The sequence below is a fragment of the Allobacillus sp. SKP2-8 genome (assembly GCF_007559355.1).
Taxonomy (GTDB): domain Bacteria; phylum Bacillota; class Bacilli; order Bacillales; family Alkalibacillaceae; genus Allobacillus; species Allobacillus halotolerans.
This window is the reverse complement of sequence record NZ_VMHF01000001.1, coordinates 580,059-602,544: the sequence shown is the minus strand read 5'-3', so window position 1 is coordinate 602,544 and position 22,486 is coordinate 580,059. Positions and strand designations below refer to the sequence as shown.

At 38.1% G+C, this 22,486-nt stretch carries 26 protein-coding genes and 1 tRNA gene; 17 read left to right on the top strand and 10 right to left on the bottom strand.

What is annotated here, in order from left to right; translation table 11 throughout:
- Window positions 1-25: 25 nt before the first annotated feature.
- On the bottom strand, window positions 26-1,012 hold the full coding sequence (locus FPQ10_RS03085; protein WP_144088550.1) for an ABC transporter substrate-binding protein: 987 nt from the start codon (window positions 1,010-1,012) through the stop codon (window positions 26-28).
- Between the two features lie 229 nt (window positions 1,013-1,241).
- Between FPQ10_RS03085 and FPQ10_RS03080 the strand changes: the two genes are divergently transcribed.
- The 6 genes from FPQ10_RS03080 to FPQ10_RS03055 all read left to right on the top strand — a co-directional run bounded on the left by FPQ10_RS03080 (window position 1,242) and on the right by FPQ10_RS03055 (window position 6,605).
- Window positions 1,242-2,243, top strand: a complete 1,002-nt coding sequence (locus tag FPQ10_RS03080; RefSeq protein ID WP_144160214.1) for a FecCD family ABC transporter permease — start codon at window positions 1,242-1,244, stop codon at window positions 2,241-2,243.
- Window positions 2,240-3,292: a FecCD family ABC transporter permease gene (locus FPQ10_RS03075; protein WP_144160025.1), complete on the top strand. Its 1,053-nt coding sequence runs from the start codon at window positions 2,240-2,242 to the stop codon at window positions 3,290-3,292. The genes FPQ10_RS03080 and FPQ10_RS03075 overlap by 4 nt, the downstream gene beginning before the upstream one ends.
- Window positions 3,293-3,328: 36 nt before the next feature.
- Window positions 3,329-4,153, top strand: a complete 825-nt coding sequence (locus FPQ10_RS03070) for an ABC transporter ATP-binding protein (RefSeq protein WP_144160022.1) — start codon at window positions 3,329-3,331, stop codon at window positions 4,151-4,153.
- Window positions 4,131-4,940: a (2Fe-2S)-binding protein gene (locus FPQ10_RS03065; RefSeq protein ID WP_186278511.1), complete on the top strand. Its 810-nt coding sequence runs from the start codon at window positions 4,131-4,133 to the stop codon at window positions 4,938-4,940. The genes FPQ10_RS03070 and FPQ10_RS03065 overlap by 23 nt, the downstream gene beginning before the upstream one ends.
- A gap of 179 nt (window positions 4,941-5,119) precedes the next feature.
- Entirely contained in the window at window positions 5,120-5,923 is an 804-nt protein-coding gene (locus FPQ10_RS03060; protein ID WP_144160016.1) for a (2Fe-2S)-binding protein, read from the top strand.
- A 61-nt stretch (window positions 5,924-5,984) separates the two neighbouring features.
- The gene (locus tag FPQ10_RS03055; RefSeq protein ID WP_144160013.1) at window positions 5,985-6,605 is read left to right on the top strand and encodes a flavodoxin family protein; all 621 of its coding nucleotides are present in this window, start codon (window positions 5,985-5,987) and stop codon (window positions 6,603-6,605) included.
- Here the strand turns inward: FPQ10_RS03055 and FPQ10_RS03050 are convergent.
- The 4 genes from FPQ10_RS03050 to FPQ10_RS03035 form a co-directional block, all read right to left on the bottom strand.
- Window positions 6,595-6,918, bottom strand: coding sequence for a hypothetical protein (locus FPQ10_RS03050; RefSeq protein ID WP_144160010.1), 324 nt, complete (start codon window positions 6,916-6,918; stop codon window positions 6,595-6,597). The genes FPQ10_RS03055 and FPQ10_RS03050 overlap by 11 nt on opposite strands.
- A gap of 40 nt (window positions 6,919-6,958) precedes the next feature.
- On the bottom strand, window positions 6,959-7,783 hold the full coding sequence (locus tag FPQ10_RS03045; RefSeq protein WP_144160007.1) for an alpha/beta fold hydrolase: 825 nt from the start codon (window positions 7,781-7,783) through the stop codon (window positions 6,959-6,961).
- Window positions 7,784-7,883: 100 nt separating this feature from the next.
- Window positions 7,884-8,264, bottom strand: a complete 381-nt coding sequence (locus FPQ10_RS03040) for a carbonic anhydrase (protein WP_246569296.1) — start codon at window positions 8,262-8,264, stop codon at window positions 7,884-7,886.
- An 85-nt stretch (window positions 8,265-8,349) separates the two neighbouring features.
- The gene (locus tag FPQ10_RS03035) at window positions 8,350-8,544 is read right to left on the bottom strand and encodes a hypothetical protein (protein WP_144160001.1); all 195 of its coding nucleotides are present in this window, start codon (window positions 8,542-8,544) and stop codon (window positions 8,350-8,352) included.
- A gap of 81 nt (window positions 8,545-8,625) precedes the next feature.
- On the opposite strand from FPQ10_RS03035, the gene FPQ10_RS03030 reads away from it, so the two are divergent.
- The 7 genes from FPQ10_RS03030 (at window position 8,626) to FPQ10_RS03000 (ending at window position 16,336) form a co-directional block, all read left to right on the top strand.
- A tRNA-Val gene (locus tag FPQ10_RS03030) sits at window positions 8,626-8,697 on the top strand.
- Window positions 8,698-9,237: 540 nt separating this feature from the next.
- Window positions 9,238-10,530, top strand: coding sequence for a methyl-accepting chemotaxis protein (locus FPQ10_RS03025; RefSeq protein ID WP_144159998.1), 1,293 nt, complete (start codon window positions 9,238-9,240; stop codon window positions 10,528-10,530).
- A 418-nt stretch (window positions 10,531-10,948) separates the two neighbouring features.
- Window positions 10,949-11,890: a nickel ABC transporter permease gene (gene nikB / locus FPQ10_RS03020; protein WP_144159994.1), complete on the top strand. Its 942-nt coding sequence runs from the start codon at window positions 10,949-10,951 to the stop codon at window positions 11,888-11,890.
- Window positions 11,891-11,904: 14 nt separating this feature from the next.
- A complete protein-coding gene (locus FPQ10_RS03015; RefSeq protein WP_144159992.1) occupies window positions 11,905-12,801 on the top strand; it encodes an ABC transporter permease in 897 nt (298 codons plus the stop codon).
- A gap of 19 nt (window positions 12,802-12,820) precedes the next feature.
- A complete protein-coding gene (locus FPQ10_RS03010; RefSeq protein WP_246569206.1) occupies window positions 12,821-14,383 on the top strand; it encodes a glutathione ABC transporter substrate-binding protein in 1,563 nt (520 codons plus the stop codon).
- An 11-nt stretch (window positions 14,384-14,394) separates the two neighbouring features.
- The gene (locus FPQ10_RS03005; protein ID WP_144159989.1) at window positions 14,395-15,396 is read left to right on the top strand and encodes an ABC transporter ATP-binding protein; all 1,002 of its coding nucleotides are present in this window, start codon (window positions 14,395-14,397) and stop codon (window positions 15,394-15,396) included.
- Window positions 15,359-16,336, top strand: a complete 978-nt coding sequence (locus FPQ10_RS03000; protein ID WP_144159986.1) for an ABC transporter ATP-binding protein — start codon at window positions 15,359-15,361, stop codon at window positions 16,334-16,336. Before FPQ10_RS03005 ends, FPQ10_RS03000 begins: the two co-directional genes overlap by 38 nt.
- 180 nt (window positions 16,337-16,516) lie before the next feature.
- Here FPQ10_RS03000 and FPQ10_RS02995 read toward each other — a convergent pair whose 3' ends face one another.
- On the bottom strand, window positions 16,517-17,365 hold the full coding sequence (locus FPQ10_RS02995; protein WP_144159983.1) for a CAP domain-containing protein: 849 nt from the start codon (window positions 17,363-17,365) through the stop codon (window positions 16,517-16,519).
- 365 nt (window positions 17,366-17,730) lie between these two features.
- Between FPQ10_RS02995 and FPQ10_RS02990 the strand changes: the two genes are divergently transcribed.
- Window positions 17,731-18,159 carry a hypothetical protein gene (locus FPQ10_RS02990; RefSeq protein WP_144159980.1) on the top strand — a complete coding sequence of 143 codons (429 nt, stop codon included), beginning with the start codon at window positions 17,731-17,733 and terminating at the stop codon, window positions 18,157-18,159.
- A gap of 142 nt (window positions 18,160-18,301) precedes the next feature.
- On the opposite strand, the gene FPQ10_RS02985 is transcribed toward FPQ10_RS02990, so the two are convergent.
- Both FPQ10_RS02985 and FPQ10_RS02980 read right to left on the bottom strand, forming a co-directional pair.
- Window positions 18,302-18,784, bottom strand: a complete 483-nt coding sequence (locus tag FPQ10_RS02985; protein ID WP_144159977.1) for a DUF1189 family protein — start codon at window positions 18,782-18,784, stop codon at window positions 18,302-18,304.
- A 20-nt stretch (window positions 18,785-18,804) separates the two neighbouring features.
- Window positions 18,805-19,044, bottom strand: a complete 240-nt coding sequence (locus FPQ10_RS02980) for a DUF362 domain-containing protein (protein ID WP_144159974.1) — start codon at window positions 19,042-19,044, stop codon at window positions 18,805-18,807.
- A gap of 159 nt (window positions 19,045-19,203) precedes the next feature.
- On the opposite strand from FPQ10_RS02980, the gene FPQ10_RS02975 reads away from it, so the two are divergent.
- The gene (locus FPQ10_RS02975; RefSeq protein WP_370512016.1) at window positions 19,204-19,680 is read left to right on the top strand and encodes a DUF488 domain-containing protein; all 477 of its coding nucleotides are present in this window, start codon (window positions 19,204-19,206) and stop codon (window positions 19,678-19,680) included.
- A gap of 122 nt (window positions 19,681-19,802) precedes the next feature.
- On the opposite strand, the gene FPQ10_RS02970 is transcribed toward FPQ10_RS02975, so the two are convergent.
- Complete coding sequence (locus FPQ10_RS02970; protein WP_144159971.1) at window positions 19,803-20,222, bottom strand: CBS domain-containing protein; 420 nt, start codon at window positions 20,220-20,222, stop codon at window positions 19,803-19,805.
- Between the two features lie 230 nt (window positions 20,223-20,452).
- Between FPQ10_RS02970 and FPQ10_RS02965 the strand changes: the two genes are divergently transcribed.
- Complete coding sequence (locus tag FPQ10_RS02965) at window positions 20,453-20,893, top strand: FixH family protein (RefSeq protein WP_144159968.1); 441 nt, start codon at window positions 20,453-20,455, stop codon at window positions 20,891-20,893.
- A 91-nt stretch (window positions 20,894-20,984) separates the two neighbouring features.
- Here the strand turns inward: FPQ10_RS02965 and FPQ10_RS02960 are convergent, their stop codons facing one another.
- Complete coding sequence (locus FPQ10_RS02960) at window positions 20,985-21,629, bottom strand: DUF542 domain-containing protein (RefSeq protein WP_144159965.1); 645 nt, start codon at window positions 21,627-21,629, stop codon at window positions 20,985-20,987.
- Between the two features lie 173 nt (window positions 21,630-21,802).
- Between FPQ10_RS02960 and FPQ10_RS02955 the strand changes: the two genes are divergently transcribed.
- Window positions 21,803-22,486 (top strand): Crp/Fnr family transcriptional regulator, encoded by a 684-nt coding sequence (locus FPQ10_RS02955; protein ID WP_144159962.1) that lies wholly within the window; start codon window positions 21,803-21,805, stop codon window positions 22,484-22,486.

Sequence of the window (22,486 nt, the reverse complement as noted above, 5' to 3'; positions counted from 1 at the left end):
TGAACACCGGTACTTTTCTTATGCATTATTCTCCTTCATTCAATAACTTTTCTCTTAAGTCATCGAGCATAATGTTGGCTGCAATGACGCCACCAGCCGTATTCCAGATTGTATCACTGACTTCGTAGGCTTTTCCTTCTTGAACTGCTTCAAGGTTTTGCCATAATGGATCTTCTGTCCACTCACTTTGGACTTGCTGACCATCTTCAGCTTTTTGGTAGGTGAAGTAAAAGATGACGTCACCATCCATTTCATTGATTCGTTCTTTTGTAACACCTTTTGCTGCAAATTCATCTTTCTTTTGGGATTCTGGACGATCTAATCCAATCTCCTCCAAGATAATTCCTGAGAATGAATCTTTATAATAAATACGCACATCTTGTGGCATGAAGCGTACCATTGATACTTTTGTATCTAGTTTACCTGCGTCTTCCAAATCTGCAGAAAGTTCTTCAACCTTGCTTTGGTAATCATCAAGTACTTGTTGGCCTTCGTCTTGCATCCCGACAGCTTCGGCAATCAATTCAAAGTTTACTTTCCAATCGCCTCGCAATGTTTCTTCCATGACCGTTGGTGCAATAGCGTTAAGGGCTTCATAATGTTCTTCTTGACGCATTTTGTTTGCTAAGATCAAGTCAGGCTCAAGAGCAGCAATTGCTTCTAAATTAATGTCGCTTTCCGTACCGACGACTTCAACACCTTGCATATCGTCGCTAATATGTTCATACCAAGGATCGCCAACCCACGATTGGACGGCGCCAGTTGGTGTGATGCCTAAAGAGAGTAAAGCTTCTGTTCCGTGATTTGTCAATACGACGATTTTCTCCGGATTTTCTTCGATGGTTGCTGTGCCCATCGCATGCTCTACTTCATAAGTATTGCTTGATTCGCTTTCAGTCTGGTTGTCACCGTTCTCATTGCTACCACTTTCTTCTGACGAATCATCTCCGCCACAAGCAGCTAAGAATAATACGAGTAAACCAGTAATTAAATAAAATATGCTTTTTTTCATTTTCTGTTCCTCCATTCACCTTGGTGAGAATGATTATCATTTACAATAACAATCGTAATCATTTATAATAAGAGTGTCAACAAAATTATTAAATTTTATTTATCTTTTTTTGTAAAAGCTAATTGATAAGCGTTTTCTGTTTTGACACGCTAGGCACGTTCATCTAGACTGGTGAAAGCTAGTGCTTTTTGCCCGTACTTACGGAGTTTCAGTGTGGAAAGGTAACTTCATTATGATAGAAAAAAATAAAGGGAAATGGATTGGACTAGGAATTGGTTCAATTATTGTACTATTTTTTATGTGGGGAAGTGTCATCTGGGGTTTGACAAAAGTTGATACGCAAATGGTCATCGATTCTTTTCTTCGTTTTGATGGATCGAATGAGCATATTATCATTCAAGATACCCGAATCCCGCGTTCGCTCATTGCTGCAGCAGTCGGAGCAAGCTTAGCGATGGCTGGAGCCATTATGCAGGGGATCACGAATAACCCATTAGCTTCACCAAGTATCTTTGGTGTGAATGCTGGGGCCAGCTTCTTCGTTGTCCTTGGAATTACCGCTTTCGGAATGACATCACTCATGTCATTTACATGGTTGGCCTTTTTAGGAGCAACATTAGCGGTCATCATTGTTTATTCATTGGGCACATTAGGAAAAGATGGCTTGACACCGATTAAAATGACATTGGCTGGTGCAGCCATTGCGGCATTATTTTCATCTTTGACACAAGGGATGCTTACATTAAATGAGCAATCATTAGATCAGGCGTTATTTTGGCTTGCAGGTTCTGTGCAAGGAAGGGATTTGAACATATTAACTGCAGTTTTTCCATATATACTAACTGGCTTGGTTGCATCCTTACTGATTGGTAAGCAAATTAATGTCCTTGCGATGGGTGAAGATTTGGCTAAGGGTTTAGGACAAAAAACATGGTTAATCAAAGTGTTGGCCGCATTGACAATTGTTCTGTTAGCAGGGGGAGCTGTTGCAGTTGCAGGACCAATCGGTTTTATTGGAATCGTCATTCCACATGTCGCAAGATGGATGGTTGGCATTGATTATCGATGGGTTATTCCCTATAGTGGTATGTTAGGTGCAGTACTATTATTGATCGCCGATATTGGAGCACGGTATATCATTATGCCAGCAGAAGTTCCGGTAGGTGTCATGACTGCAGTCATCGGGGTTCCCTTCTTTATTTACATTGCGAGAAGGGGGATTAACGAATGAAAAGATATGTGCCTTTTCGGGTTGGAAACATTTCCTTCTTAATGAATTATCGATCTATTGCTTATGTGATCGGTTTAGTTTTATTAACAATCATATTAATTATCTTAAGCTTAGGCATTGGACAATTAAAAGTGTCACCACTAGAAGTAGTCAGAGCAGTTTTCGACTCCAGTTCAGACATGAATAACTTAGTCGTACAATCTTTTCGAATGCCTCGTGTATTAATGGCCCTGTTTGCAGGTGCTGGATTAGCCGTATCAGGCGCGATTCTGCAAGGCATGATTCGTAACCCATTGGCATCTCCGGATATTATCGGAATCACAGGCGGGGCTGCATTCGCGACCGTCGGATTTTTAGCCTTTTTCAGTGATCGGAGCAATACATTAACGGTCAGTATTCAGTGGTTACCACTTGCTTCATTTATAGGAGCGATTGTCACAGGCTTTCTTGTTTATTTTCTTGCTTGGAAAAAAGGTGGAATCAAACCCATACGGTTAGTACTCATAGGTATAGGAGTTTCAGCTGCTGTACAAGCATTTACAACCATGATTATGATTTTAGGACCTATATTTACGGCTTCACGAGCAAATATATGGATTACTGGAAGTGTAAATGGTGCAAATTGGAGTGAAGTTTGGACAATTATTCCGTGGTTCTTTCTTTTGATGGCCATTTTGTTTGTTTATGTAAGAAGATTAAATGTTCAGGAGCTAGGTGAGGATCTTGCAGCGAATGCAGGTAGCCTCATTCAACGTGACCGATTCATGTTGATTACCCTTAGTACTTCCTTAGCTGGAATCGCAGTCGCATTTGCGGGAGGAATCGGATTTGTTGGCTTGATGGCTCCGCATATGGCTAGACGATTAGTTGGTTCATCTTTTGGATCGCTTATACCAGTCTCAGCTTTGGTCGGTGGATGTATTGTCATTGCGGCTGACTTAATTGCACGCACGGCATTCGCACCGCTTGAGGTCCCAGTAGGTGTGCTCACTTCAGCGATCGGTGCACCGTATTTCATTTATTTGCTATACAAAAGTAGAAATCAATAAAGGTTCAGAATGATCGACCTGAAAGGAGTGTTTGGAATGGATGCCATTCGTACGAATGCATTGACGCTAGGTTATGGAGAAGAAGACATCATTGAAGAGCTTGATTTAGTGATTCCAAAAGGAAAAATCACTGTATTCATCGGAGGGAATGGTTCTGGGAAATCGACATTGCTTCGTTCACTGGCACGCTTGCTAAAACCGAAAGATGGATCTATCGTATTAGATGGAGCTGATATTGCGCGGACGCCAACGAAAAAAATTGCCCAGAAGCTTTCGATATTACCTCAATCACCTGTAGCTCCGGAAGGTTTGACTGTTCTTGAACTTGTTAAACAGGGAAGGTATCCGTATCAGAGTTGGTTAAATCAATGGTCTGAGAAAGATGAAAAAGCGGTTCAGCGGGCAATGGAAGTAACCGGAGTAAAAGATTTATCCGAAAGAAAAGTAGATTCACTTTCCGGTGGACAACGTCAACGGGCTTGGATTGCGATGAATTTAGCGCAAGATACAGATATTATTTTACTCGATGAACCAACGACTTACTTAGATTTGACGCATCAAATTGATATTTTGGATTTGTTGAGTGATTTGAATGAGGAAGAAAATCGGACAATCGTGATGGTGTTGCATGATATCAATCTTGCTTGTCGTTACGCTGATCATATCGTAGCAATCAGCAATAAAAATATTTATCAACAAGGTGACCCAGACACTATCGTAACACCAGAATTAGTGGCGAATGTTTTTGGTCTTCGTTGCCAAATTATGAATGACCCGCATAGTGGAACACCAATGTGTATTCCATTCAGTAGGGGAAGACTTAAAAAGGATGCTGACCATGAAAGAAAAATGGATGCCTGAAAATCGAGAGCAATTCCAAAATCAATTTCGAATTCTTTTTGATTTGGATGAAACAGATACATCCGTTTCATTCCAACAATTACGTGACGCAGAATTTTTATCAACCTACTTGCCGAATTTGAAGGAACAGTTTCAAACAAATCAGCTATTGGCACTGGGCTCTCAATTTATTAAACGACTTGGATTTATCTTAACTGTTCCAGCATTTTTCTTATTAGCCACTTCCAAAAAGAAATTAAACATACAAATGGATGATTTATATTTAGTATCGAGAATAAAAGAAGGATTATGGTTGCCCCATTTATATCAGAAAAATTGGAATGCAACTTCTGTTGAGGATCAATCCGACCGTGAACTTTATCTCCAACAAGTCATTCAAGAAATCGCAAAAATCATTACAGCTGTCCATCGTGTAGCAAAAGTGCCAAGGCCTTTATTATGGGAAAATGTCGCGGTCTATATTTACTGGTTATATGAGACACGGTTAAAGGATCAAGACCTTACATTACTCCAACAAAAAGAAGCATGGAATGATTTTGCTTACTTGTTACAGCTTGATCCGCAGTGTTTTGACGAACAGTTTAATCCATTACACCGTTTTTATACAAATAAAATCGATGTAAAAGGAAATGATCAACCGATCCGTATCAGACGAACGTGTTGTTTCAACTATGAAACAAAGGCTGGAAAAAAGTATTGCCAAGGTTGTCCAAAGACAGACGTCAATAAGGCTGCATGTATGGTAACGAAAAGACAGGTTTTGCCTATAGAAGCAATCAAACAATGAGATAGAGCCATTCACGCCACAGTAAATAAGCTGTGGTTTTTTTTGTGTCATTTTAATCATTGACATACTATGTTTGAGAATGATTATCATTTAAGCTATAATGAGGTATAGATTGAGTTGTTAAAAATGTCTGAGGTTTGTTAAATCATGAAAAGGTTAATTCGTAAAGGATGATCAATATGGAAATGACGCTTACAAGAATAGAAAAAGAACAGCTACAACAAACATTTCGAATTTTATTTCAAAACAACTTAACTGACCAACCTGTTGTAGTTCAATCATTATTAGATGAAGGCTATCTATATGATTATCTAAAGCAGACGGGTGAAATCTTGCAAACAGACCAGTTATTGGTTGTAGGATCACAACTAATAAAACGTTTAACAAACATACTATTCGTTCCTGCTCTATATACCGTAGCTGTTTTCAATAAAAAAATAGACTTTAGTGCCGACAATCGATATATCATTTCAGCGATGAAAAAACAAAAATGGATGCCTTACTTATATAGCGAGACAGATAAAGTAACAGAAGTAATTAATCGTGCAGACCGCAATGCATATTTGGAAAAAAGTATCCGTGAGATTTCCTATTATGTTCAGGCAATCAACAAAGTCGCAAAAGTGCCAACTCCTTTGTTATGGGAGAATGTGGCTGTTTATATTTATAAATTATATGAATCGAAGTTACAAAGTGAAGTATTGAACTTGTATGAACAAAAGGAAGCATGGAATGACTTTGCTTATCTCCTCCAATTGAAGGGGGAATTCTTCCAAACGAGCTTCAACCCATTACAACGCTTTTATACTAATAAAATTGAAGTAGAAGGTAAAGATGAACCGGTCCGTGTACGCCGGACATGCTGCTTTAATTATGAAACAAATAGCGGTAAGTATTGTAAAGGTTGTCCGAAATCGGATGTTAATAAAGAAGCATGCATGCGAACGAAACGTCACGTCATGGCTGTAGAGATGGTCCAGTAACCAACTTCGTTTAATCCTCCTATCTGACGGGAAAAGAATTTATAGATAGGAGGTATTTTTTATGGCTTTAAAATGTGTATTCTTAAACACATCACTTAAGAAAAGTGGTGAAAAATCTAATACAGAAGCCTTATTTGATGAGGAGAAAAAAGTTTATGAAAAAGAAGGCGTTGAAGTAGAAGTATTGCGGATGGCCGATTACAATATTCCTGTTGGAATTTCAGATGATTTAGGTGAGGGTGATGAATGGCCTGGAATCCTCCAAAAAATCCTTAATGCAGATATTTTTATCCTTGGATCACCAGTATGGTTAGGTGAGAAAAGTAGCTTGGCCAAAAAGGCTTTAGAGCGACTGAACGGAAGCAGTGGGCAAACGAATGACAAAGGACAAGAAATATTTTATAACCGTGTAGCAGGGGCAGTCGTTACAGGTAATGAGGACGGCGCTAAGCATGCCTCACACGACATCATTTATGGATTGAGCCATCTAGGATTTACAATCCCACCAAACGCCGATGCCTATTGGGTAGGCGAAGCAGGACCAGGTCCGTCTTATATGGAAGCTGGCACAGATAGCGACTTCACCCAAAACGCCATTACAACGCTAGCTTATAACACTACTCATTTCGCACGAATGTTGAATGCGAAACCAATCCCTGCAGAGGGAAATGTTACAAAATAAACGTAAGTATAAAAGCCCTGGACGAAGGAGTGATTCTTCGTTCAGGGCTTTTTCTTGGCGTCGGCATTGCAAAACACTCGAGCCGCTCGACAAAGCGATGCAGCCGCTCGACAAAGCGATGCAACCGCTCGACAAAGCGATGCAACCGCTCGACAAAGCGATGCAGCCGCTCGACCAGGCATTGCAACCGCTCGACAAAGCGATGCAGCCGCTCGATAAAGCGATGCAGCCGCTCGACAAAGCGATGCAACCGCTCGACAAAGCATTGTAACCGCTCGACAAAGCGATGCAGCCGCTCGACAAAGTGATGCAACCGCTCGACCACCAGTTAATCAAAAGTGATTAAAGATGGACTATTCAAGTAAAAATTGCTTCATTTCCTTAACAATCTCTTTCGGTCGTTCATCTGTGATCAGATGTCCAGTCTGATCATATACCTTCAAGGTTGCATTCGGTAAATCTGTTGCCAGTCGTTTTCCTGTTCGAAGGGGGGTGATTTTATCATTCTTCCCCCAAAGCAACAATGTAGGTTGATGAATTAAACGAAGTTGTTCGGGAGATAGATCGCCCTCCCGCTGCCTGATGAGACGTACTAATGAGCGATAAAAATCTTTCTTTAAAAAAGGTTTTTCGTATACATCAATCATTTCTTGATTAATCAGCGAGTGATCATATAAAACATTTTGTAATGTTTTTTCAGCACCTATTCGTTTAAAATAACGCATTAAAAATGATGGGAAAAAAGGAAGATAAGAAGCTGTCACATATTTTTGTGCAGGTCTCATTAAGTAACCAGAACTATTTAATAATACGAGCTTATTTACACGATCAGGAAAGTTTTTCGCAGTGTACAAAGCAACTTGGCCACCCATGGAATGTCCTGCAATAAAAACTTTATCCAATTGAAAGTAATCCATTAAATCATTGACGAACTGTGAATAGCTCTCAAATGAATAATTAAAAGAAGTAGATTTCTCACTGCTCCCGAACCCTGGTAAATCGAATGCCACTATTGAAAAATCTTCAGCCAATAATGGAATTATTCGATTAAACGTGTATGTAGAGGCAAGAAAGCCGTGTATTAAGAATAACGGTGGCCGATCGTTTATTGCATGCTCACAATAGATCTTTGTATGATTGATTTCAATTGTTTCTTTTGTCAGTTGAACATCTGCCATTTTTACACCCCAATCCCATACAAACGAGGTTCCCCAAACGGATTAAAAATATGCATTTAAAAACCGCTCAAGCATGATGAATCACTTGAACGGCATCTTATTAATCAACTACAACTTCGACTTCAAAATCTGCATTTACAAAAAGTCCGATGATTTCCATTTCATAACCCAAATCTTTAAACATTTGTACGTTTGATTTAATTTTTTCTTTTTTTCTAGAGTCTTCAAGTGAATAACCTGCACAATCATGGTGGCCAACGATAGCGAGAACTTTAGAACCATGATTATGATAGGAAATGTCCACTTTATCCCTAATTCTTTTTCTATCTTCGTCGGTTCCATAAAGGAGTGTTTTGTTCGGACCTGCTTCTGTAATCATATCGACATAGGTAGCATTGTATTTTTCTTTCATCCATTTAATGACCGGCTCTTGTACACGGCCATCCATACAATTAATTGCTGTTACGAATTGGTTTGACATCATAACCCCTCCCAAAGACTCTCTTTACCTATAGTTTATTCGAAGGGAGTGCGAATTGAAAGTAATATCTAAAAAATGAATCAATTTACTCCTTAGCATTCATTTCCTTGATTAAGGATATAGCCCTTCTTAAGTAAATAATAACTAAGGTCGATATACCAATTAAAAATAAAAGCGCTAAAACAATCCAAAATTCAGTTAAGTATTGAGGTGCTGCTACGGCAATTGCTGCCAATAGTAGTCCGCCAATTAACAGAAAAGTAAGTATTCTGGCGATCATAATAAAACCTCCAAAAAAAGATTGACAAGTTCAGTATAAAACATTATATTAGTAATTGTCGACAAAAACTTTATCTCAAATGACTCCGTAGCTCAGTGGGAGAGCGCCACCTTGACAGGGTGGAAGTCGTTGGTTCAAGTCCAATCGGAGTCATACCTGAAATCCCTTGACACATTTGGTGTTGGGGGATTTTTATTTATGTCTGAAATATGGAAAGCATAGATTGGTATCCAGCCACCAATTACCCATCAACAAGTGCATCATAAACAAGCACTTCATCATTATACTCCACCAAAATGATGAATGGGGCATCACCTTTCTCGTATTGATCAGCGGTTGTATACAATTTAGTACCCCTTGGAATTTTGCTAGCGTATAGATTCCTAAACCACTATTTATTACTTGAGCGTTTTTAATTTCTCCAATTCACAAATTAGTATATTCTCACCTTTCGAATCTCTCAATCCGTATCTATACTTCAAATTTGCAAAATCCAACCGATATGATCCATAGAGTGAACAAGGTGTCGTTGTATTGTTAAATAATTGTCCAAATGACTGTTAAATAAACGTAGAATACTCCGATATAATTATAGGACTAAGGTAACAACTCCGATCGAAATAATTGTATCATTGAAGATCGGAATTTATATATACGTAGCTTTTGATCAATCTAGCAATCGGGGGAGAGTACATGAAAAAGAAATATCGTTTTGGACTTCGTAAAAAATTAATATTTTTCACAACAATTTTAGCAATCATTACATATTCGATGAGTGCTTTGTTTTTGTATGTAGTCTATGATTACATTACGCAGTATTGGTCTGTTTCCATGGAAGTATTTACGACCTTAACCTTATTGTTAGGGGTTATTTGGTCAGGAATTTTAGCTTTTTTTGCTGCTCGGTTCATTACAAAGCCTTTGGAAAAATTAGAGCACGCAGCCTCAGAAGCCGCCGATGGACAGTTGAACCAAGAAATTGATATTCATTCTTCGGATGATGAAATTCGTGCCTTAGGACAGGCGTTTGATCAGATGCTGACAAATCTAAGAGATACCGTTACGAATATTGATACGCATTTTGAACACACGAATGATACAGTTATTAAAATGAAATCTATTTCACAAGAACTTGCGAGTTATTCAAATACAATTCGTTCAGCGACCGATGAAATTGCCAGTGGGTCCGAAAGTTCTTCAGAAGCAATCCAACAAACAGTTGAGTCGGTTGAGCGGGTTACTGAGCTAGCTGAAAATGTTCAAGAGAAAGCCTCTACTTCAAGGGATAAATCGCGTTCGATGTTAGGTACATTGCAAAATGGGAAAATGGTTGTCAATCAATTAGTTAATGGCATCCAGCAGTTAACAGAGAACCAGGAAATTTCTTTGACGGATGTTAATCGCTTAAAAGAAAATACGAAGCAAGTAGAAACGATTATTACGATGGTTGGTGATATTGCCGAGCAAACAAACTTGCTTGCATTGAATGCGTCCATTGAAGCGGCTCGTGCAGGAGAACATGGTAAAGGTTTTGCAGTTGTTGCTGAGGAAATTCGGAAGCTGGCGGATCAAAGTGCTGAAGCCGTTAAAAACATCTCTGAATTGATTGCAGCGATTCAAAAGGATGTCGGTAATGTTGTTGGGCGAATCAATGAAAATGTAGAGACAGCAAGGGTTGAGTCAGAAAACGGTGTTAAAACAAATGCAGCGATTGAAGAAGTTGCCGATTCTGTAGAAGAAGTCGCAACAGAGATTGATTCGATTTCCGAATTAGTAAATGAACAGTTAGAAGCCATTCAATCAACGGCTTCACAGTCACAAGAGGTTGCCGCAGTCGCAGAAGAAACATCAGCTGGTACCGAGGAAGTCAATGCCTCGATTCAAGAACAAGCGAGTACAATTGAAGATGTTAATCACTTTGCAAATGAATTAGAAAGCCAAGCTCAAAGTTTAAATAAGCAGATTCAACGGTTTAATCTAAATTAAATAAGAGCAATATTATAACCTCTTTTCCTTTAAGGATGGAGGTTTTTTTGTATTCCTTTTAAGAAATTTAGGATCAATGTATTAGGCAATTAGATTTAGAAATTTAAATGATATGGAATTTGATGTCACAGAAAAAACGCGTCTAAACTCAATCCAGAACAAAATAAGTCTAAGTTGACAGTTTTATAAGGGACAATATCCTTTATCAAAACAAACTGAGGACACAATTCAATTTAACTGTTTATACATTTTTATACTCTAGATAACAAAATGTAGTTAATACGTCTCATTTTCTTAAAAAATGTAAGCGTTTTTTAAAAAAAATTAAATTTATTCAGAATAATAGGTTGACTTTCGAACATATGTAAAATAGAATACATAAAAAAGCAAGAAAATTCTGATGAATGGGGGTGAACGAATGATCGGGATGATCGTCCGTCGTATATTACAATTAACTTTCCTTTTGCTAGGTATCTCTTTTTTGGTGTTCATGAGCATGCATTTAGCTCCAGGTGATCCAGCTACCGTTATAGGGGGACCGAATGCTACTTCCTCAGATTTGGAGGCTATACGAGATAAAATGGGCCTTGATCGTCCAGTTCTCGTACAATATTTTGATTACCTAGGTGGAATCTTGCAAGGGGATTTCGGTTATTCGTACCAAACGAATCAGGCAGTGACAGAGGCTATTATTACTCGATTTCCTACAACGGTTAAATTAGCGGTAGCCAGTATGGTCGTTGCAGTCTTAATCGGCATCATTGCTGGAATTATTTCTGCAAGAAAACAGAATTCATGGGTCGATGTGACGAGTACAACTTTCGCGTTAGTTGGTGTTTCTATACCGAACTTCTGGTTAGGAACTATACTCATTCTAATTTTCTCCGTTAACTTTCAGCTTTTGCCTGTTGGAGGATTAAATTCACCCTTTTATACATTTGAAGGTATGAAAGAATTGATTCTTCCGGCAATAACGTTAGGAACAGCTTCTGCAGCTTTGATTGCGAGAATGACGAGGTCCTCGATGCTTGAAGTAATTCGTTCTGACTATATTCGAACGGCAAAAGCAAAAGGTGTAAGAAAGCGGCCGCTGATTTGGGTACATACGTTGAAAAATGCAATGATACCAGTACTCACAATTATTGGAATTAACTTCGGTTCATTACTTGGAGGAACAATCGTCACTGAACAGGTGTTTGCAATTAATGGTATCGGAAGGTTAATGATCGACGCCATTGCAGCGCGTGATTTTCCAATCGTTCAAGGCACCGTATTATTGATAGCGGCCATTTTTGTAGTAGTCAATTTAATCGTAGATATTATTTATACGCTTATTGACCCAAGGATCAGTTATGACTAGAAAGGGGGGATCAGATGTCTGCAGTTACTGAAACAGAGAAGAATATAAACACCGAAAAGAAAACGACAAATCGGTTCGTTGAAGTAGCTAAAAGTCTTATGAAAAATAAACTTTCATTAATAGGGATTATCATCATTACATTGATTGTTCTAGTCGCTATATTTTCACCGATTATTACGAGTTATGGACCATACGAGCAAAATTTAGAAAGGACAAAACTAGGTGTTGGATCGGAAGGTCATTTCCTAGGTACGGATAATTATGGCCGTGATATGTGGTCGAGAATTGCACATGGAGCAATCATTTCATTATTAGTTGGATTAAGTTCTGTCGGTATTGGTTTATTTGGTGGAATCATTCTAGGGTTGCTTGCCGGCTATTATCGTAAATTAGATAGTATCATTATGAGATTCGTAGACTTACTGTTTGCATTCCCTGGTATTTTACTCGCCATGCTCATTATTGCCATGTTAGGTACTAGTTTAGTGAATGTTGTTATCGCAATAAGTATCTGGTCCATACCTGGGTGCGCAAGGATTGTTAGAGGTAGTGTGTTATCCATTAAGAACCAGGAATATATTCAGGCGATGAAAACGGTAGGTGCAAGTGATCTAAGAATTCTTTTGAAGCATGTCCTACCTAACTGTACAGCTCCATTAATTGTCTATGGAACGATGAGAATGGCAACGGCAATTCTTTCAACATCTGCCTTAAGTTACCTTGGATTAGGTGCTCAACCACCAACAGCAGAATGGGGAGCTATGATTGCAGCAGGACAAGATTTTATGTGGGATGCACCACATATATCCATTATCCCAGGAATTGCGATCATGCTGACAGTTTTCGCATTTAATGTCGTTGGTGATGGTTTGAGAGATGCACTAGATCCGAATATGGACGTAAATAACTAACAAACGGAGGAGAGAAATGATGAGATTGAAAAAAACGATTAGCTTATTGTTCCTTTTAATGACAGTACTGTTATTGTTCGTAGGTTGTAGCAACAGTGAAAGTAGTAGTGATGGAAATAACGGAGAAGGTGCTGAAAGTGATAATGAAGGGGCGTTTGAAGTCACCTATGCGACGACCTCTGATGCAGCAGGACTTTCACCGATTGATACAAACGATTCAGTTTCTTCTAACGTTACATACCAAGTGTATGAAACGTTGTTTAAGCAAAATCCAGATACACTTGAACCAGAACCATTATTAGCAGATTCATATGAAAATCCTGATGAAAATACTTGGGTCATTAAGTTAAAAGAAGACATTGAATTTCACGATGGCACACCGTTTAATGCAGAAGCTGTAAAATATACGTTTGACCAATTAAAAGATCCTGAGCGAGCTGCACCACGTGCATCCTTACTTGCTCCGGTTGAATCGATTGAAGTTCAAGATGAGTATACAGTTGTCTTGAAAACGAAAGAACCTTATGGCCCGATGCTAGCTGCACTCAGCCATACGAATGCTGCAATCGTAAGTCCTGAGGCAGATAAAGAAGGAGATATTAACAAAGAACCTGTTGGAACAGGGCCATTTGTATTTGAAAGCTGGGAAGAAGGAAATCAGATTACGTTGAAACGAAATGAAAACTACTGGCAAGAACCGGCTGCAATTGAAAAAGTGACGTATAAAATAGTACCTGAGACATCTACCGCTATTTCAATGCTTGAAACAGGAGAAGTTCAGTTCATTGATCAAATCCCTTCTGACCATATTAATCGTATAGAATCACTTCAAGGAATCGAAGTACAAAAGACTGAAGGAACTCGAGTTTCCTATTTAGGGTTTAATATGGAAAAAGAACCATTCAATGATTTGAAGTTTAGGCAAGCTGTTGCTTATGGCGTGAACCAAGAAGCATACGTTTCACAGCTAAATGATCTTGGAGTCTATAGTGAAAGCATAATTGGCCCGAAAGTCTTTGGGTATGATGAAGAAGCAAAATCAGCAGGTTATGAATTTAATCCAGAGAAAGCAAAACAAATGATAAAAGAAAATGGCTATGAAGGACAAGAGATAACACTCCTTGCAGCCAATCGTGATAACTACCTAAAAATGGCTGAAATAGTTCAATCACAACTATCTGACATGGGTTTAAATGTATCCATAGAGACAATGGAATGGGCAAGCTTTTTAGATGTTGCTAGAAAAGGTGACTTCGATATGACTTTTCTTGGTTGGGCCAACAGTACGGCAGATGGAAGTGAATTGCTATATCCGAACTTGCATTCTGATAATATAGGTGCTTCTAACAGAGTGCGTTTTGATAATAGTGAGTTTAACCAATTAGTAGATGAATCCAGAACATCAGTCGATCAAGAAGTCAGAAAGGAAAAGTTGCATGAAGCAAACCTACTTGCAATAGAAACCGCTCCATGGGTTGTGATGAGCCATGGTGTCGTGACTTTGGGCTATGACGAATCGATTGAAGGATTGGTTGTCGATCCAACTGGTATGTGGTCTCTTTATCCGGTAACCAGAAAGTAGGTGCGAAAAAAATGTCAAATTTACTTAATGTCGAAAACCTTGAAATTAAGTTTCGAACAGCTGACGGCACTTTGCCAGCTGTTCGGAATATTTCGTTCTCGGTGGATCGAGAAGAAACTTTATGTATTGTGGGAGAGTCAGGTTCGGGAAAAAGTATCACTTCATTATCTATTATGGGTCTTCTACCATCGAATGGTGATATTACAAAAGGTTCTATTTATTTAGAAGATGAAAACCTTAGCGGAAAAAAAGAAGATGAAATGGAACGTTTAAGAGGTAATAAATTATCGATGATTTTTCAAGAGCCAATGACTGCCTTGAACCCTGTACTGACCATAGGTTATCAACTAAGGGAACCATTAATTATTCATAAAAATATGTCGAAAAAAGAAGCAAGCCAGGCAAGTGTGGAACTTCTGGATAAAGTTGGTATACCGAATCCAAAAGAGAAACTTAATCAGCATCCACATGAATTGAGTGGCGGGATGAGGCAGCGTGTGATGATCGCTATGGCGTTGGCGTGTGAACCATCATTGTTAATCGCTGATGAGCCAACTACAGCCTTAGATGTTACCATACAGGCTCAAATTTTGGACTTAATCAATGACCTGCAATCCGAAATCGGTATGGGCGTCATTTTTGTAACACACGATATGGGTGTTGTAGCTGAAATCGCCGATCGTGTCATGGTGATGTACGGCGGGGAAGTAATCGAATTAGCAGATGTAGAAACTCTTTTTGACAATCCGCTTCACCCATATACGAAAGGTCTGCTTGATTCTGTACCGGATGTGGACGATGTATCTAAGGAAATCAATGCGATTAAAGGTTCGATGCCAAGTCTTAATGAGGAAATACCAGGATGTCGCTTTCATCCCCGCTGTCCTTTTGCTATGGATATTTGTAAGCAAAAAGAACCGCCTACGTTTGAAGTAACATCTACTCACTATAGTAAATGCTGGCTTCAGGAGGTGAATCAAAGTGAACCATCAAACACAGTTACTTCAACTTAATCATGTCAAAAAACATTTTCCTATTAAAAAGGGTTTGTTACAACGACCTAAAAATTATGTCAAAGCGGTCAACGGAATTAATTTAACTGTTTCAGAAGGAGAGACCTTAGGCGTTGTAGGTGAATCCGGATGTGGAAAATCGACACTTGGAAGAGTTGTTATCGGATTGGAAAAACTATCAGATGGATCGATTCAATTTAAAGATGAATCAATTGGTAATCTATCAGAAAGAAAACTAAAAAAATATAAAAAAGATTTACAGATGATTTTTCAAGACCCATTCGCCTCACTGAATCCCCGACAAAAAATCGGTAATGCTTTGGAAGAAATTTTTATCATTCATACGAATATGAGTAAATCTGAACGCAAGCAGAAAGTTTTATCCCTTTTAAAGGAAGTCGGGTTGAAAGAAGAGCATTATGATAGGTATCCGCGAGAATTCAGTGGAGGACAGAGACAACGAGTCGGAATCGCACGCGCTTTAGCACTCAATCCTTCGTTGATTGTATGTGATGAGGCAGTTTCTGCACTTGATGTGTCTGTTCAAGCACAGATAATGAAGCTTCTCAAAGATGTTCAAACGAAATATGAGTTGACCTATCTATTTATTTCTCATGATTTGGGTGTTGTGAGATATATGAGTGATCGAATACTAGTAATGTACTTGGGGGCACAGGTTGAATTAGGTGACTCAGAGCAAATTTATAAGAATCCATTACATCCTTATACGAAAGCTCTATTGTCTGCTATTCCACGGCCTAATCCAAAACATAAGCGGAATCGGATAAAATTGCAAGGTGATTTGCCGAGCGCATCTAATTATCCAACTGGCTGTCCGTTTCACACACGGTGTCCAATCGCTCAGGAACACTGTGCAGAGATTGTACCTGAATGGAGAGAGATTGAAGAAAATCACTTCGTGGCCTGTCATGAAGTTTAGTCACTTCGAGTAGATGATGATTTTATTAGGAAATGCACAAGCTAAAGAAGAGGTTATTCAGCTTTAATAAATGTCATATAAACAACAGAAAGTATTTCAAATAATGGACTCTAAATGACCAAATTAAAAAACCGACCAACAGCCTTAATCAGCTGATGGTCGGTTTCTCTCATTTATAATTTATTTTCCAATAAACTGTTGTGTCCAGTGGTTACCTTGTTCGACATATCCAACACCGATGTGTGTAAAGTTACCGTTTAATATATTGGCACGGTGTCCTTCACTGTTCATCCAAGCATTGACGACTTGTTGTGGTGTGAGTTGTCCTTTGGCGATATTTTCACCAGCTGTACGGTAATCCACACCAAATTGCTTCATCATGTCAAACGGTGAGCCGTACGTTGGGCTGTTGTGTGCGAAGTAGTTATTCGCAGCCATGTCACGTGATTTTTCGCGAGCAACTTTGCTCACTTCTGTATCAATCTGTAATGGTTGTAAACCATGCTTACTTCTTTCTTCGTTCGTCAATTGAACGACCTGTTGTTCGAACTGATTCAATTCATTATTTGTTTGTTCAGGTTGTTCTTGTTTTTGTTCAGTAACTTCTTCTTCAACTGGCTGTTCTTTTTCTACTTCTTTTTCAGGTGTTTCTTCAATTTGTTGCTCTTTTTCAGGTGTATCTTTAACAGGTTGCTCTTTTTTTGGTTGTTCCGGAGCAGGTTGGTGATCTGGCTTCGGCTGATTTTCTTCATTCTTAGAAGGTTCTTGTACTTCTTGATCTTGTTGATTTACTTCTGGCTGTTCTTGATTGTTTTTCTTATCATCAGAGTTCGATTGAGTAAAGAATTTTTTCCACCAATCATTACCTGAGAAATAGTCGGACCACCCGTTAAAAGAATAGAAGACTTTATATGAATAATTCTGTTGTCCTTGTGCTTGATCGGATGCAGCTGCTGATGCAGAAGACGCAAACACTCCTCCGAACAGAATGGTTAAAGCGATCGCTAGAATGCTAATTTTTTTCTTCATGTGTTGTACACTCCTTTGGGTTGTTTTTGTTGCAACATCATCATAGCATGCGTTTTTCTGTCATATTTGTGGCATAAATTACCTGCTAACTAGACAATTACAGGGATAAAAGCAAAACCTTTAAGTAACAAGCAATTGAGAAATTGGCTATTTTTTAATAATTGGTTAATAGAAGTACACCAGGAAACTTTTACATAGATTTATATATTGACAGATTTCAAAAATCGTCTTTTGTTACAAAAGCGGTCTAAATGTAATGAAAATGTTACTTGATTTGACCAGGGAAGGTCTGCACGATGAATACTTTAATGTAAAAAAGGATAACACGGACTAAATATTGAATAAAATACTTAGGAGGTTATGGTATGAATCTCAAGCTTTCTTTACTAATTCCATTGATAGTTTTTCTTTTAACTGGGTGTGCTCCCAAAAATGAGCCCACAAAGGAATTTACTTTTAAAAATGAATCAGAGAATTGGGAGGCCACAATTTCCGGGACATATTCGCGAGGAAATTCTGATATTTTTGAAGAAACTACTGGTATTTTCACATATAAAGGAGAAAAGGATATTAGGTCAATTGATATTTTAACTTATACGAGTGGGACTGAATTTATGAGAGGAACAGAAGCAAATGAATTATCTACTGAACAATCCATTGAAACATCATTTGATAATTTTGGTTTTTGGGAGGATTATGAAGAAGGGAAAAAGATTATTTTAGAGTTTGAGTGGCGAGAAGGAGATAGAAATACAAAAAGAAAGGAAAAGATGGCATTAGAGTTAATGGAATAGTGAAATCTTTCTAAAACCCTGTTCTTATAAGTGTGATAAATTTCTCCAACATCTAACCCTTAGCTCACATACAAAAAAAGCACCGACTAAAGTCAGTGCTTACATAATAAATTTTCTCTACTTATATTTGTGGTCAGTTTCATTATTTTACACGTGGAAATACCAAAATCATTTTCGTAATCAAGAAAAAGTAGATCATCAAGGGCAGTAAATTAATCCAAACGGTTTCAATTTGAAAGATACGAAATATGAGATAGAAGATCATAGGGATTGTTAAGGAAAACGCAGTCATTTTCCACAACTGTTGGTAGGCTAGTTTTCTATGTAACAAGTTACGTAGAATGACAGCGAGTCCAGATAAAACCGATAATCCAATCACGACGAATAAAAAAATCGTTGCTGGATAAAGAATAATCAGTTGAATAAAGTACAATTCCCTCGGCATTCCAAAATAATCAACTTCCTGATAAGACTTAAATGCATGGAAAATATCAGGGAGAACTAAAATGAAAGTGAAAATCAGTGCGTAAACCATTGTATCTCGCATACTAACCCGGTTTAAGCGAAATAAAGCTTCTTTCTTTGGTAATTGAATACTATTTTTAACGTTTATTAAGAAATTCACGGCTGTTCCTCCGGCGTCCTTTAACTTCGTTTAAAAAATTCTTCGGCTGCTTTAAGGTATTTTTCCTCATCAGGCATCATGTCAAAATCTTCAACAATTGCACTCACAGGGCATACAGAAAGACATGCACCGCAATTGATACAGATTTCAGGATCGATATAATATTGATCTTGTCCTTTTTCAATGCAGTCGACAGGACAGACCTCTACACATTCACCTGCCATTTCATCTTGGCAAGGGGCAGTAATTACAAAAGCCATTATCTATTCCTCCAATGTTGACTTACTCTATCATGTTCATTACTCATTATAATGAAGATTCTTCAAATAAAAAAGCTTTCCGTTCCAAATGAATGACGGTTAATCTTATGAGGGAAGGGAACTGAGTAAATGAAGTGCTACGAAAGAGGAGGAATTTGAATGAATATCTATACAGTCGGTCATTCTGTTCATAGCCAAGATTATTTTTTGAAAATGCTTTCCCATGCGGATATTGATTTTGTCGCAGACGTCCGAGCCTTCCCGGGTAGTCGGAAGTTTCCTCATTTTAAAAAAGAGCGGATGGAACAGTGGCTACCAGAATCAACAATCGCTTATCAACACTTTCCTCTTCTTGGTGGAAGACGAACAAAATCAATATCATTTCAGGAAGAATTGAATGATGGGTGGAACAATCGATCTTTTCATAACTACGCGGATTATACATTAACCGAAGATTTTTTAGAGGGAGTAAATGAACTTCAACGTACAGCGAAAAACCATAACCTTGTTTATTTCTGTTCAGAAAGGCACCCTTCACGTTGTCATCGTTTATTAATCAGTAACTGGCTACAAGCCAATGGATGGAAGGTGTATCACATCATCGATAATTCCAAAAAACGAAGTAGAACTTGTTGAACATGAATTAGGCCGATGGGGTGCGATGCCAATCATTGAAGAGGATGGATCTGTTGTTTATCCAGAACTGAACGCATGAAAATGCCCACCTTTGAAATGGAGGTGGGCATTATAGCTATTATTTATTTTTCTTCTTTAATTGCGCTTTGCGCTTCATCGACAATATCTTTCGTTTGAGGGTTTCTGGCTAAGTCACCTATTGAGACAACACCTTTTAACTCATCATTTTCGACGACGAATAGGCGTTTCACTTGATGACTTTCCATTTGCTCAACTCCTTCGCGAACATCCGTGTCAGGAGCTGCACTAATGACTTTGCTTGTCATGATTTCATTAACTTCCGTGTTCTCTGGATTCTTTCCTTCTGCCAATCCGCGAATCACGATATCACGATCGGTAACAACGCCTTTTAGCTTATTACCTTCCAACACTGGGAGGTCTCCAATGTCATGATTTTTCATCTCTTTCGCTGTATCCGTAAGATTGTCTGTTGAATCTGCTGCAATGACGGTTTCTGTCATAACTTCTTTAACCATAGGCATGTTGATAACCTCCTTTAGATGAAATTCTTATGCCTCATTGGGTCTTGTTTGACCCACAGTAATACTATTTCCGGAAAGCGATATCTTAAAACTAGGTAATTTGTACACCAATACGGAACACTATGCAAAGTATTCATAAACTCTTCAAAGATTTTATTAAATGAATAATGAATACTATGTTAAATTGAATAAAGAAACAGCAATTTTGATGACAAATGGAGGAAAAACAAATGAAAATAAAACGTTTAATAATTTTGGCATTATTCGTTCTTGTGTTAGCAGCTTGTTCAAATGGTGATCAGGAGGAGACAACAGATTCCTCAAATGATGCGAATGAGTCAGAAGAGTTAACCGCATTGGAAGTGGAAGTTGATATCCCTGAACAAGTCGAAGTAGGGGAAACGGTAGAACTGAAAGCCTTGGTTACTTATGGAGAAGAAGACGTCACTGATGCGGAAGAGATGAACTTTGAGTATTGGAAAAAGGGCGATCAGGACAATAGTGAAACCGTTGAAACGACGAACAATGGAGACGGCAGCTATACCGTGGAAGTCACGTTTGAAGAAGAAGGCGTATATGAGATGTTTGCTCATACGACTGCGAAAGGTCAGCATAATATGCCACAAGCATCAATCACTGTCGGAGATGTCGAAGAATCCGACGAGAAATAATTGTAAATACAACAAGGGCAATCTTCAGAAATGATGAAGATTGCCTTTTTCTATCCTAATTTATTTATTAAATACTTACTCTCCAATTAGATTAACAATACTTCTTCAAAAACATCTCGTCCAACTTTAAAAAGGTAAGCTTGAAAGTTGTACAAACGCCTTCTGGCTCACCGAGTGCTTCTGTCGTTTTTCGGAGAGATGTAATCAATTCTTCAATATTTTTGTAATCTTGCTCGAGGTTGATCAGTAATTGTTTTAATTGGACATCTTTCTCATTGGAATCTGGTTGCTCTTTCATTGGAAGAAGCACATTTTCTTTTCGTTGCATCACATGGCTGAGTTGCTCCTTAAGCATCTGATACAAACTATGAATACTTACAAGTTCAGGAAATCTTCCTCCATGCACTCGGTAAATCTTTGTTACGTAACCATCAACTTCATCAAGGTCTTTTTTAAATTCTTGATGGCGTTCGAGGATATACGAGGTTATTTGATTGACGGAATCCATATCCAATTGGTTGACAGTCTCTTCGTTTGGTTGATTTTTGATATATAATTCGTTTAATTGATGCAATATTTCATGTTTATCTAATCCTAAATCTTCTGAGATCTCACCTATTGGTCGATTATTCTTACAACAAAATCCTATATTGTTTCCTTTAAGAATGGAACTTGATTTTGGAAAATCAAGAACAATATTTCCAGTTTTCGATTCAAGCGTAAATATTCCTTCCATTTGTCATCCTCCTTATATTTTAACGATATACTATGTAGTTTAAATGGTCGTTTCAGTATTGGCTGTGCGATAGGTCACAAAACGAAATGAAAAAGTCATATTCGTTCAATGAAAAGTAAAACAATCTTCTATATAATGAAAGTAGATGATTGTGAAAGAGAGGATGTTTTTTAATGGTATATTCTCCTGAGTTTTTTAGGCAATTTCCTATTTTTTCAGATTTGACAAGTAATGAGTTAGCTGGAGTGGCGGAGATTTCCAATCAGCGGAGTTTTCCTAAGGGAACGAATATTTTTATAGAAGGTGAAGAACGAAAGGCTGTTTACTTTATCTTGTCAGGATTGGTAAAGGTATACATAGTCAGTGAAGAAGGGCAAGAACAAATTATTTCCTTCTTGCATTCAAATGAAATGTTTCCACATGTTGGCTTTTTTGATGAAACACCAAATCCTGCAACAGCAGTAACAATCACCGAAGTGACCTTGCTTTCCATCCCAATAAAAGAATTTGATGCCTTAATGTTTCGTAAACCTGAAATTTCCATTAAGGTGATGAAAGTTATGGGTAAAAAATTGTTAGAGTTACAGAACCGAATTCAGTCGATTACTTCTCAAAGTGTATTTTCACGTATCGTTAGTACATTATTGCGATTTTCAAAAGAACTAGGAGAGCAACAGGAAGATGGAACGATTCGTATCCGCATGCCAATGACCAATACCGATTTCGCTAGTTTGATTGGTGTAACAAGAGAGTCAGTCAATCGTTCTTTAAATCGGTTAAAAAAAGAAGGCATTATCGATTATAGCCGTAAGGAAATTCATATACTGGATGAAGACAAACTAATCGATTATACATAA